This window comes from Aciduricibacillus chroicocephali (assembly GCF_030762805.1).
Taxonomy (GTDB): domain Bacteria; phylum Bacillota; class Bacilli; order Bacillales; family Amphibacillaceae; genus Aciduricibacillus; species Aciduricibacillus chroicocephali.
The window spans coordinates 2,559,960-2,573,159 of the sequence record NZ_CP129113.1 but is presented as its reverse complement, the minus strand read 5'-3'; the positions used below and the strand labels follow the sequence as shown (position 1 = coordinate 2,573,159).

9 protein-coding genes and 1 pseudogene are annotated in these 13,200 nt (G+C 44.1%); 6 read left to right on the top strand and 4 right to left on the bottom strand.

Annotated elements, in window-relative coordinates; translation table 11 throughout:
• Positions 1–21 precede the first annotated feature (21 nt).
• A complete protein-coding gene (gene ligD, locus QR721_RS13170) occupies positions 22–1,818 on the bottom strand; it encodes a DNA ligase D (protein ID WP_348027735.1) in 1,797 nt (598 codons plus the stop codon).
• A gap of 116 nt (positions 1,819–1,934) precedes the next feature.
• Between ligD and ku the strand changes: the two genes are divergently transcribed.
• Positions 1,935–2,780 carry a non-homologous end joining protein Ku gene (gene ku, locus QR721_RS13165; protein ID WP_348027733.1) on the top strand — a complete coding sequence of 282 codons (846 nt, stop codon included), beginning with the start codon at positions 1,935–1,937 and terminating at the stop codon, positions 2,778–2,780.
• Positions 2,781–2,968: 188 nt separating this feature from the next.
• On the top strand, positions 2,969–4,666 hold the full coding sequence (locus QR721_RS13160; RefSeq protein WP_348027731.1) for a methyl-accepting chemotaxis protein: 1,698 nt from the start codon (positions 2,969–2,971) through the stop codon (positions 4,664–4,666).
• 225 nt (positions 4,667–4,891) lie between these two features.
• Here the strand turns inward: QR721_RS13160 and QR721_RS13155 are convergent, their stop codons facing one another.
• A complete protein-coding gene (locus QR721_RS13155; RefSeq protein ID WP_348027729.1) occupies positions 4,892–5,776 on the bottom strand; it encodes a fructose bisphosphate aldolase in 885 nt (294 codons plus the stop codon).
• A 301-nt stretch (positions 5,777–6,077) separates the two neighbouring features.
• On the opposite strand from QR721_RS13155, the gene QR721_RS13150 reads away from it, so the two are divergent.
• Positions 6,078–7,049 carry an NAD-dependent epimerase/dehydratase family protein gene (locus QR721_RS13150; protein WP_348027727.1) on the top strand — a complete coding sequence of 324 codons (972 nt, stop codon included), beginning with the start codon at positions 6,078–6,080 and terminating at the stop codon, positions 7,047–7,049.
• A gap of 233 nt (positions 7,050–7,282) precedes the next feature.
• Entirely contained in the window at positions 7,283–9,244 is a 1,962-nt protein-coding gene (locus tag QR721_RS13145; RefSeq protein WP_348027725.1) for a methyl-accepting chemotaxis protein, read from the top strand.
• 83 nt (positions 9,245–9,327) lie between these two features.
• Here the strand turns inward: QR721_RS13145 and exaC are convergent, their stop codons facing one another.
• Positions 9,328–10,848 carry an acetaldehyde dehydrogenase ExaC gene (gene exaC / locus QR721_RS13140; RefSeq protein WP_348027723.1) on the bottom strand — a complete coding sequence of 507 codons (1,521 nt, stop codon included), beginning with the start codon at positions 10,846–10,848 and terminating at the stop codon, positions 9,328–9,330.
• A gap of 220 nt (positions 10,849–11,068) precedes the next feature.
• Here exaC and QR721_RS13135 point away from each other — a divergent pair, with 220 nt between their 5' ends.
• On the top strand, positions 11,069–11,380 hold the full coding sequence (locus tag QR721_RS13135; RefSeq protein WP_348027721.1) for a PepSY domain-containing protein: 312 nt from the start codon (positions 11,069–11,071) through the stop codon (positions 11,378–11,380).
• Positions 11,381–11,444: 64 nt separating this feature from the next.
• Here the strand turns inward: QR721_RS13135 and QR721_RS13130 are convergent, their stop codons facing one another.
• A complete protein-coding gene (locus tag QR721_RS13130) occupies positions 11,445–12,101 on the bottom strand; it encodes a LiaF transmembrane domain-containing protein (RefSeq protein ID WP_348027719.1) in 657 nt (218 codons plus the stop codon).
• Positions 12,102–12,385: 284 nt separating this feature from the next.
• Between QR721_RS13130 and QR721_RS13125 the strand changes: the two are divergent.
• A pseudogene (locus tag QR721_RS13125) lies at positions 12,386–13,182 on the top strand (alpha/beta fold hydrolase).
• The last annotated feature ends 18 nt before the right edge of the window (positions 13,183–13,200 follow it).

Here is a 13,200-nt window from a genome sequence, read left to right as displayed (position 1 = left end):
CTATAGCTCTCAGCATCTCGTTCACTCAGCACCAATAAGCCGTCGCAGCTTCTCCAAATCCTGCTCTGCTCCTGCCTTTTCATAATTTGCAAACGGACAGCCATACTGTTCCACACGTGCTAGCACATTATCCAATGTGAACTGTTCTATTCGCAATGATTCATCCACTTCATCCCAGAACAGCGGAGTAGCAACGGCAGCTTCCGGTACGTGACGCGGCGAGTAAGGTGCAATAATTGTCTTCCCGGATGCGTGCTGGACATAATCCAGATAGAGCCTACCACTGCGTTTTTTCTTGAGGCGTTCCGTAGTAAACAGATCAGGCTGAGCACGCTCGACAGTAAGGGCAATCGCCTGAGTACAAATTGCTGTCTCATCGTAAGTGAGACTGCCTTCCCGAATAGGAATATGGATTTGCAAACCTTTACTGCCAGATGTCTTTACAAAAGCTGTAAGCCCAAGTCCATCCGTCAACTCTTTAATTAGAAGAGCGGCCTTCACAGCGAGATGAAAATGTTCCCGGTTCGGAGGGTCAAGGTCGAAGACGATTTCTATAGGAGTGCTCTTGCCTGCTTTTTCGAATGGCATATGGTACTCGATTGCCCCATGATTCGCGAACCAGACAAGTGGGAAAAGCTCATCAAAAAGAATGCGCTTCTCGCCCTCCTCGTTTAGCATATAGGAAAAAGACTCAGGTACATAAGGCGGGAGATGCTTCTGGAAAAAGAACTCGCCCTCAACACCATCCGGATAGCGAATTAAAGTAAGGGCCTTCCTTTTGAGAAAAGGCAACATATACGGAGAAATATTACGAATGTACGTGACAAGGTCTTCTTTCGTATATCCTTGTTGTGGCCAAAATATTTTTTCAGGATTTGATAAATCCAATTGTTCCGGAAGCATCGCTAAATCTCGCTTCATCATCTTTTCTGTCATTTCAGAAGGGGTGCCGCCTTGAATAATTTGGGCAAAATTCGCCTCTCGTATTTCACCTTCATACAGATCAAGTGTATTGACAGCAGCACAGATTGCAGGAGGAAGCATCATCTCGTTTCCGATTTCTTTACCGTGTGTCGTGAATGCCTGTTTTAAAGCTCGAAAAGAATCGTCATCAAGCCCGTGCTTCACCTTGCCGATTTCCCTAATTCCAGTACTGCCACCATGGACAGCTGCTGAAAAATAATCATTGTCTCGATTCCACTTTGTAAGAAAGCAATGAACAGTGCGCCAGTTCTTCACTTTGAGCCAGTCACGATGTCCTTTGCCGCCAATATAATTACTCCGAGCCTTCTTGGCGATAATCCCCTCTGCTTTATTATCGAAGGCAATCTGCTGGATTTCCTCGGCATTATTGGTCTGTTCGATTAATTGGATATGCTCCGAAGGTTTCGTTTTATTGAACCAAGCAACAAGCTTCTTGCGGCGCTGTGCACAGGGTTCCTTTTCACACGTTTTGCCGTCTGCTTTTAATATGTCGAAAGCGATGAATGAAGCGGGTCTTTCCTGCTGAGTGATTTCAATTTTCTCTGCATTGCGCAACCGGCCGCGCTTTTGGATTAGACTGAAGTTGGCGCCATATTTATGGTTGAGGACGACGAGCTCCCCATCAAGCACTGTAGAACCCTTCACCTTTAGCGATTTGCACGCTGCGGCGATTTCTGGAAAATTGGCGGTGAGATCTTTGCCGTTCTTGCTTATTAACCGGCATGAATCTTCATCGATTAAGATCATGCAGCGGAAGCCGTCATATTTGATTTCGTACAGCCAGTCACTACCAATGGGCAGTGAAGCGCTCGCTATAGGTTTCATGAATTCCATTTTTCTGCCTCCGTTCATGTAACAGTTCTGCTTTTACTTTGCACCTTCTAGGAAGATTTTAATCAGCATATCCAAGGCATATGGCATCCACAATAAGGTGAAGGGAGGAGAACTGTATGCATACGATGTGGAAAGGAACGATCAGCTTCGGACTTGTCAATATTCCTGTGAACCTGCATGCCGCAACGGAGAATCATGATATCAAGCTCAGGCAGCTTCATAAGGAATGTGAGACACCAATCAAGTATGAAAAGCATTGTCCGCACTGTGAAAAAGATGTGGAGAATGAAGAAATCATAAAAGCGTATGAGTATACGAAGAACAAGTTCGTCCCGATTACAGAGGATGAACTCGAGGCACTCCGCAAAGAGAAAACGGAAAAGGCGGTTGAGATCGTCGATTTTGTTAAATTGGACCAAATTGATCCGATCTATTTTGAAAAAAGCTACTATCTCTCACCGAATTCAGGCGGTGCAAAGGCTTATGGTCTACTTCGGACAGCTTTGCAGGAATCGGGCAAAATTGGTGTAGCGAAACTGATGATCCGGTCACTTGAACAGCTGGCAGTCATACGTGTATACGAGAATACACTGCTCGTTGAAACGATTCATTATCCTGATGAAGTCCGGCCAGTCGCCGATGTGCCCAATATTCCAGATGCATCGGCGGTGACAGGCAAGGAGCTTGAAACAGCGAAACTGCTCATTGAACAGCTGACAACTGAATTTGACCCTTCAAAATATGAAGATGATTACCGTGTCGCTTTAATGGATTTGATTGAACAGAAACAGAACAAAGCACCAACTGGCACAAAGAAAAAAGCAGAAAAGGCACCGGCACAAGTGGCGAACCTCATGGAGGCATTGGAAGCTTCTATTGAGCAGGCAAAAAAGGACAAGCCAAAACCACGCCAGCCGAAAAGAAAGACAGCCTCTGCAAAAACAAAGAAAACAGGAACTTGATCAGGTACAGACACCGTTACGCATTGACGGTGTCTGTTTTTGTTTTGAATTAAATGATAAGGATTAACATTTTTTTGTTTACAAATTAAAATGAGCAATTTATACTATTTATAAATTCAAAACAGAAACTAAAGTCTCATTTATTGGTTAATAAGTCATAAATAAAAACAACCTTGGAGGTCAATAACTTGAAGTTCTCTATTACTAAGAAACTATATGTGCTTCTGCTCCTTATGTTTGCACTAACACTGCTCGTCAGTATATTCGGTATACGAGGGATGTATTTGACGAATAAAGAAAATGATACGATGGGAAATTACTGGATTCCGCAAAGAGGGCATATAGACGCTGTCAATTTCTACGTCCAGCGTACAATTTCACTTGAAAATATGTACTTGCTGGCCGACTCAAAAGAAGAAAAGGAAGGCTTGCAAGGAGAACTTCAATGGACACATGATGGCCTGAAGAATGAGCTTGCTGAATTGGAGAAACTCGTAACATCTGGTGAATCTCGTGAAAGGCTTGATAAGGTTAAGGAAGAATCAGACAAGTACTTGGCCAACCAATCCAAGGCACTGAATGAAGCTGATGCTGGTAAGCTTAAAGATGCAAAAAATACTTTAAGGGATAGCCGTGATATTTATAAAGTTTTGGATAAGAATCTATATGAACTAGTGAACTTTAATCAGGACAAGACAAAAGACTCGAATAAGCAGAGTGGACATGCCTATGTAAGTGGACGGTTTACAATGCTTGTGTTTACAGGTATCGCTATTCTAATTGGTATAGCCGGTATGATTTATTTGAAAAAGTGGATTGTCGATCCAATCAGAAATCTAAATGAAGTTGCCGAGGATGTAGCGGCAGGAAATCTTGTGCAGGAAATAAATACGGATTCAAGTGATGAAATTGGCGACCTCGCTCGCTCTTTGCAAAAAATGAGCAGTCATTTACGTTCATTAATCCTGAACCTGAACGATGAATCGAGAGAAATACTTAATGTTGCAAGAGAATTCTCCGACAATTCACAGAGAACGGCGGAGAGCAGTGAACAGATTTCCACAACTGTAGGGGAACTTGCAGTTGGTGCGGAACAGCAGGCAACACATTCGTCTGAGCTTCTCGAGCGCATCAAATTATTCTCCAATGCTGCAGAGGAAGCAAGCCACAATAGCAGCACCTTAAGTGAAGAAGCATCTGACATGGGTGACATGGCCGAAAAAGGCTACTTGCAAATGCAAGGAACGGAAGGGCAAATGCAGGAAATCTACCAAATGGTTCATGAGTCCGTTCAGAAAATGGCTGAGCTAGACCGTAACTATCAGGAAGTGGCCAAACTTGTCTCAACGATTCAATCTATTTCTGAGCAGACGAATTTGTTGGCACTTAACGCAGCAATTGAAGCGGCAAGAGCTGGTGAGCATGGAAAAGGCTTTGCCGTTGTGGCTGATGAAGTACGGAAGCTTTCTGAGCAGGTAGCTGAGTCGGTTGTGGAAATCAATCAGATTACAACGCTCGTACAGGAAGAATCAAAAGGTGTTTCTGATTCACTTGAAAACAGCTACAAAAAAGTGGAAGAAGGAAGCACACAGATCAAAGATACGAGTGAAACATTTAAGCACATCAGCAGCGTCATTGAAGATGTACAGGCTAAAATATCGAATCTCTCAAGTGAAATTGGTGCCATTTCTGAAGGTGCCGTAGAAGTACAGCAATCCATTGAGCATATTGCGGCGATCTCTGAGCAGTCATCAGCTGGAATTGAGGAAACTGCTGCAGTAACGGAAGAATCTGCACAGTCTATGAAGCAAGTCCTCAGTCGTTCTAATGATCTCGTTGAACTGTCAGAGCGGCTTCAAGATGCATCGACACAATTTAAAGTCTAATAATGAATCGGACACCATGTGCAGGTGTCCGATTTTTTGGTATGTTAAACCAAGACTGCTGAGTAAAAGCAGAAAAGCAGCAGATTAAATCCATACATGCTGAATTATGAGTGGAAGATGCTCATAAATGGGCGAAGAGAACAGATATCCATGCAGAACCCGCTGAATCCGTCACAACAACACAAAAAAACCAGCGGCACAATAGAGTGCGGCTGGTTTTTTAAATTAAATAGATGCTTCGTAAATATCTTTTACAGCTTTAGCAAGTGCTTCGTTAAACTCTTCGTCTGTCTGGTTAGCGAAGAGATCCTGTGTCAAAGCTCGGGAGAAGCTCGCGATTAGACCGTCATTTGCTTTTAGCTTTTCGTTGGCGTCCTCTGTTGAATAGCCGCCAGAAAGTGCTACAGCACGAATTACGCGTGGGTGCTCGATCAATTCCTTGTAAGTATTCGCAACTGTAGGAATTGTAAGCTTCAACATAACATTCTGGTCTTCGCTCAAGCTATCAAGCTGCTTCTTGATTTCAGCCTTTAGGATTTCTTCAGACTGCTCTTTGTCCTTGCTGTGAATATCAACTTCAGGCTCGATGATTGGAACGAGGCCAGCTGCGATAATCTGCTTGCCGTACTCGAACTGCTGATCAACGACTTCTTTAATGCTGTCAGCGTTTGCTTCCTTGATGACAGAACGCATCTTTGTACCGAAGATATTGCGTTCATTGGCACGGCGAAGTGTTTCGTCAAGGTCATGGATTGGCTTCATTAGTTGAACGCCGTTTTTCTCATCAGCAAGTCCTTTATCCACTTTAAGGAATGGAACGACACCTTTTTTCTCAGCTAGGTAGTCTGCTGTATACATGCCATCGATTTTGCGATCCATTGTCTGTTCGAACAAGATGGCACCGAGGATATACTGGGAATCGAAAGAAGGGGATGTGATGATACGTGTACGCATTTCGTGTACAAGATCGAACATCTCGTCTTCATTGGAATAAGAATCTTCCTTTACGCCATAAAGGCCTAAAGCTTTAGGTGTGCTTCCACCGCTCTGGTCAAGTGCCGCGATGAAACCTTTTCCGTTTTTGATCTTTTCAAGCTGAGTCTGGTTCATTAGATCACTCCTCAATATGTAATAGTGCCCACTAATTAAATAAGAGAAACAATTGGGCAAAAGTGCTTCGCATAATATTACTCACAACCTAGATTGTAGCATGAAATGGGCAGGTGTTATAGTTTCAAATGCATTTATGATGATACATATAAATAAAGCAAGAGCTTATGGAAATGAATCCAATTTTGGAACACCGCAGTCGAGAAATTTTGCATGAATTGAAAACGTTCAAAACACTGTTTGCCCCATCCAGGATGGTGGAATTATAACCTATAATGAGAACATCCGGGAGGGCGAAACGATGACGAGAGCTTTTGTTCTTGGAGGCACAGGGCTGCTTGGCTTTGAGACAATCAAGGAATTACTGAAGCGAGGCTATAAGGTTTCAACTATTGCGCGTAACAAAGAGATGATGGATGAACTGATTCCTGAAGAGGTTGAGAAGCATATCGGTGATATTAATGAAATGACGGATGAACAGATCGGAGCTATGCTGCAATCGACAGACTGGTTTGTTCATGCTGCAGGAGTCGATGAAAGAACGACACCAGAGGCGCCAGCTGTTTCCTTCTATTATAGAGAAAATGTTCTGCCGACCCAGCGTCTTTCAAGGATTGCCAGGGAGGCGGGTGTGCGTAAGTTCGTCATCTACGGTTCCTACCATGTCGAATTCGCTGAAAAGTGGCCAGATTTGGGCTTGAAACGTACACCATATGTGAGGACGAGAAAACTGCAAGAAGAGGTTGCAATGCTGGAAGGAGAAGGTGAGATGGATGTCATGTCACTACGCCTTCCCTATATATTCGGAACGATGCCCGGTCGTATGCCGTTATGGAAAATGTTCCTGCCGACAGTGCTTGGCAAAGAGATCATCACCGTTCCGGAGGGAGCTACAGCAATGGTGACAACAAGACAAGTCGCAGAAGCTGGTGTTGGAGCTTTGGAGCATGGCAGCCATGGAGGGACCTATGCGATTTCAGGCGAGAATATGAGCTATGCAGAGTTCTATCGAATTATTGCTGATACGGCAGGTCAGAAAGATAGTGTTATTCAGACAGCCTCGCTTGAACAACTGCTTCCCACATTCGAACAGATTGATAAGCAAACTGCAGAAGCAGGTAAGGAGCGTGCAATGCCGGGCATCAAAACGGCAGAATTGCAAAGCCGCAATACAATAATTGACCCAGCAGAAACGATGGAGCTATTAAAATATAAAAAAGACGATGTTCAGGCAGCGATAGAAGAGTCGATTCGCAAGTCGCTCGCTGAATAGTCGTGGGGAAAAGAGTGAGCATTGGAGCTCGCTCTTTTTTATTTGCACAATGTAATATATTTTCGTAATTAATTGATAAATGGTAATCAAATACGCTCTTCCTTATGGTAGAATAAGTCTGTTAATGAGCTTTTATTCCTAATTTAGTTTAGTTTAATTGAACCTAAAGGCTTATCTGTTGTTTGCGAAGGCTTTGACAGTAGGCAATTACATCAGGAGGGAGCATGATTTAGTTGAAATTTCTCAAATCCAGTGTGAGAAACAGACTTACACTCGTGTTTGCACTTATTTTGTTCATACCTAGTATTTCCGTTGGGCTTCTCTCGTACAAGAGTGCAAAAGAGACGACTGAAGAGCAAATTGTCGGAAAGGCTCATGAAAATGTGAAGTTGCTCGGCACGATCGTTAATGACTCTTTGAAACCACATATGGACAATCTTGATAAACTAGCGGGTGTTGTCAATGCAGATATGTATAAAGGGAAAGACAGCCGGGAGCTGCGGACATTGCTTGATCAATATAAAGACTATCATCCGGACGTGTACTCAATCTATGTCGGGGCATTTAATTCTGATCTTATTCTATCACCGTGGCAGGAGCTGGATCTTGATCCGCGTACACGTCCTTGGTATAAAGATGCGATGGAGCATAAGGGAGAGGTCATTTTGACCAAACCTTATGCAGATGCAAGGTCAGGTGAGATGGTTGAGACAATCGCCAAGGCGGCTGACGACGGATCGGGAGTAATTGGCATTGATGTCGCAATCAATCATGTCAGCGAAATGGCAAGCAAAGTATCTGTTGGCAAGAATGGCTATATGATGCTGCTTGACCAGGAAGGTACGTTTATTACCCACCCTAATAAAGAGGTAGGAACAACGGCTGAACAGCCTTATTATAAAAAGCTGCTCCAGAAGAAATCCGGTTCCTATAATTTCAGTGAGAACGGCAAGAAACGGAAGATGATATTCAATACAGATGAGCTGACAGGATGGAAAGTGGCTGGTGTTATGGATGTCAGTGAAGCAAGCAGTACAGCGCGTCCAATTTTGAATTATATTTTATCAATACTCGCGGCTGCATTCATCATATGGGGGGTAATTGGATATTTCCTTATCCGTTCCATTATCCGTCCGCTTAAAGAATTGAACGAGTCAGCCATCGCAATCAGCTCAGGGGATTTGACGGAAAAGGCTGCCGTATACTCCAATGATGAAATTGGCAAAGTGGCTCAGTCCTTCAATGTGATGTCGGACAATTTACGCGAGCTCATACAGGAAGTTGACCAGAGTGCGGAGCAAGTCGCTGCATCCGCTGAGGAACTGACAGCTAGTTCGGAACAGACCGCTGCCGCAGCAGACGAGGTTTCTTCTGGTATTCAATTCGTTGCTAAAGGAGCAGAGGATCAGGAGAGCGGACTTAAGGAGAATGTTGCTCTGCTTCAAGATGCAGGTACAGAAGTGACAAAGGTTTCTGACAGAGCGACAGCTGTAGCACAATTGGCGAAAGAAGCCGCAAAGCGTGCTGAAGAAGGAGGAGTGGCTGTCAGCCGTTCAATGAGCCAGATGAACAATATTCACCAATCTGTCACCGCTTCTAACGAGAGCATTCAATTATTGAGCGGCAGATCAAAAGAAATTGAGAACATCGTAGAGACGATTGTGGGGATTAGTGAACAGACAAATCTGCTTTCTTTGAATGCGGCAATTGAAGCTGCAAGAGCTGGAGAGTCTGGAAAAGGTTTCTCTGTAGTTGCAGATGAGGTACGTAAGCTCGCTGAACAGTCGCAGCAATCAGCCAAGCAAATTGCTTCTTTGATTGGCAGCATCCAAACAGATACTGCCAATTCTGCAGCAGCTATGCATGATGCGTCTGTTAATGTAATGGAAGGGCTTAAGCTTTCCAGCGAGACATCTGAACAGTTTGCTGAGATTGTGGATAGCATTCAGGCGATTGAGCCGCGAATTGTTGAAGTAGCAGAGATCTGTGAATATGTTGCCGCAAGCGTCCAGCAAGTTACAACAAGTGCAACGGAACTGACGGATGTATCCCGAGGAAATGCCGCAGCTGCTGAAGAAATTGCATCATCGACATCTGAGCAGCTTGCTGCAATGAATGAAGTGACATCTGCAGCGAAATCACTGGCAGAGCTATCTGAAGAGCTGCAACATTTGATCAAGACTTTTAAAATATGAGGTTAAAAAAGAAGGCTTCCGCAGGCGTTGCGGAAGCCTTCTTTAAAATTATATGTTTACGAGCCGATCCAGTACTCAAGAGTTTAGAAGAAACCTTGTGGCTCGGGATTGTAACTGACGAGGATATTCTTCGTCTGTTGGTAATGATCAAGCATCATGGCGTGGTTCTCGCGACCAATACCGGATTTCTTGTATCCGCCAAATGCGGCTCCTGCAGGATACTGATGATACGTATTCGTCCATACACGACCAGCCTGAATAGCACGACCTGCACGATAAGCAGTGTCGCCATTTCGTGACCATACACCTGCGCCAAGTCCGTATACTGTATCGTTTGCAATCTCAATGGCTTCATCAAAGTCCTTGAACGTCGTCACAGCAAGCACCGGACCAAAGATTTCTTCCTGGAAGAAACGCATCTGATTGTCGCCTTTGAAAATTGTTGGTTCGATATAATAGCCATTGCTCTGTGCGCCGTCCAGTCTATTTGCACCACCGCCAACGAGACACTCTGCTCCTTCCTCTACAGCAATCTTCATATAGGAAAGGATTTTCTCCTGTTGTGCTGTCGAGTTTTGAGCGCCCATCATTACTTCTGTATCAAGCGGATTGCCGATCTTAATCTGTTTTACACGTTCGATGGCGCGTTCAATGAATCGCTCATAAATGGATTCCTGGATAAGGGCTCGTGATGGACATGTACATACTTCTCCTGAGTTCAGGGCGAACATGACGAACCCTTCAACTGCTTTATCAAGGAAAGCATCGTCCCGATCCATGACATCTTCAAAATAGATGTTCGGGGATTTGCCGCCAAGTTCCAGTGTGACTGGAATAATATTTTCGGAGGCATTCTCCATAATTTTCTGCCCTACAGCTGTTGAGCCAGTGAATGCGATTTTGGAAATACGCTCGCTTGTAGCAAGGGCATTGCCAATCTCCGAACCGAAGCCATTCACAATATTGACGACACCGTCCGGAATCAGGTCCTGTATCAACTCCATAACGAGCAGGATTGAAGCAGGTGTCTGCTCAGCTGGTTTCAAAACGACACAGTTGCCTGCCGCGAGTGCTGGCGCGAGTTTCCAAGTAGCCATAAGTATTGGGAAATTCCATGGAATGATCTGCCCGACAACACCGAGTGGTTCATTGAAATGGTATGCTACGGTGTCATTGTTAATCTGAGTTGTGCGTCCTTCCTGGGCACGGATCACGCCAGCGAAATAGCGGAAATGATCTATTGCAAGTGGAATATCGGCATTCAATGTCTCACGAACTGCTTTTCCGTTTTCCCAACTCTCCGCTACCGCAATCACCTCAAGATTCTCTTCTATACGGTCAGCGATGCGATTCAGAATAAGTGCACGTTCCGCCGCCGATGTCTTGCCCCAAGCATCCTTTGCCTGGTGCGCGGCATCGAGAGCTAGTTCAAGATCTTCCTCTGTGGAGCGGGCAGCTTGAGTAAACACCTCTCCAGTCACCGGTGTCTTATTGTCAAAATAAAACCCTTTGACGGGAGGAACCCATTTGCCGCCAATGAAGTTATCATATCTATCCTTGAAATGTACGAGTGAACCTTCAGTGTTTGGGTTTGCATAAATCATCTTTGAACATCTCCTTGAGAGGAAAATAGTGAAACGCCACTAAAGATGTATACGCTTAATGACTCGTATTATGTATCGTACTTATTTAATTCCAAATGGACTTTGCACATGTAACTCGAAAACAGGTTAGACCCTTGCCCATACCTATCTCGGCTGTCTCCCATAAACTGCTTGCGTAAAGATAAATAGATAAAAATGATGCACAAGGGTGGGTTATTTATTGTACAACTATTATGATGACCTGGCTTTTCAGGGCTGGGATGAACGGCATTATGAGGAATACTTGGGATTCCCGGAATACCAGGAGTTCGGAGGGGGAGATTATCCGTTTCAGTATTATCGGGCAATTTCGATGCAGGAAGCAATGAATATCGCACTCAGCCGTGTACCAGGTCAAGTCGTGAAGATTGAACTTGAACAGGAGCATGGTAAGACGATTTATGAGGTGGAAGTTTTGACGGCACAAGGAGTCAAATATGAATTGGACATCGATAGCAATACAGGGCAGATCCTAAAGTTCGAATCTGACTAATAAAAAAGGACGCGTGCTGAAAAACATCTGTTGAAAGGTGTTTTGCAGCCGGGCCCTTTTTCAATTAATCCCTAATTTCCACACCGCCAAAAACAGCAGCATAATTGATTTTTAGCAAAGGAGCATCAGTGATAGCTCTTTTACGTGTTTTGTTTTCACAGCCTCCGAAAATCGGCAAACCAGATACTTGGACTTTGGCATTCTCTGGAACGTATATTTTGACGCCGCCAAAAACTGCATTCAGCTCCAGGACAGCCCCCTGTTCGGAAATGACAGCATCTCGGAGGTCGATTTCCGCTCCACCAAATATTGCAGTAACCTGTCCGCCCTCGTAATCGCTGGAAGTAACTTGGATATTCTGCCCGCCAAAAATGGAGAATGAGTTTGTCGCATCGTCAGAAATAGGTTTGGCCCGATGTGTTCCGCGAGAGAAAAAGAAGGAAACCCCAGCAATAATGAGAATGAGCGGCCAAAAATAGAGATAAAGATTGATATCTATAAGATTATTGATGAAGAACAGGATACCGGCAACGATAAATATAAAGCCTGAGAAAAGTGAAGTGCTGTTGCGGTTAAAGAGCTGAGCAATCCCGACTATGACAAGGATGAGCGGCCAGCAATTAGACAATATATCAGAAAAGTCCCAGACATGTGCCTGCTGCAGCAAAAAGCCGACACCAAGCAAAACGAGGATCGTCCCCGTCAAAAATCTTCCATTCATATAATAGCCCCCTTAATATTCTTTAATATTTTATTACAGAATCTGAATAGTTGTACGCTTATTTTTGTACGACTTGAGTAACATGCTGAATTAAGTTCAAAAGTGGATGAATTCTTTTCTGAAGCAACAGAAATAACAGTGTTACTGTGAGAATCCGCGACCATTATGTCTGAAAAAATAGGAAAAGTGGCTGAATCCAAAAATAGGCAATATGGTATGTACCTTTCTATACAATTTTGCGATAATGGATGGAAATAGATTATGGAGAACGGAGAGGAAGCCTAATGGTTGATGTGCTGAGGCGCAATCATGTGAAAGTGATTGGAAACGGCAGTGAGACAATGGTGATGGCCCACGGGTTTGGCTGTGATCAGCAAATGTGGAGATATATTACACCGGCGCTTGAGAATGACTACAGAATTGTCTTATTTGATTATGTCGGCTCGGGCCAGTCTGATTTAAGTGCCTATGATTCTGTTAAATATGGAGACTTGCAAGGTTATGCCCAAGATGTGCTCGATGTCATTGATGCCCTTCAGCTGCAGAACATTATCTACGTTGGTCATTCAGTGAGCTCAATGACGGGACTGCTCGCAGCAATTGAACGTCCAGAGCTATTCAATAAAATGATCATGATTGGTCCTTCTGCTTGTTATTTGAATGACTCCAAAGGATACGTTGGCGGCTTTGACAAAGGTGACATCGTGGAACTACTTGATATGATGGAAATGAACTTCGCAGGCTGGGCCAGCTTTATGGCTCCACTCGTCATGGATCAATCAAAGGGCATGACACCCGTAAGGAACCTGGAGAAAACGTTCATGTCTGGTGATCCAGGGATTGCAAGGCAGTTCGCTGAGGTGACATTTTTTACGGATAATCGGGACAAACTTTCGCTTATGAAGGTGCCAACACTCGTGATCCAATGCTCGGATGACAGTATAGTACCAGTTGAGGCTGGTAAGATTTAGCTGAACATCTAGCGAATGGAAAAATACGTGTCATGGAAGCTAAAGGCCATTATCCGCATATTAGCCAACCGGCAGAGACAATTAACCTAATTAGAGAGTACTTGTCCTGATTGTTCAGGAATGACTGG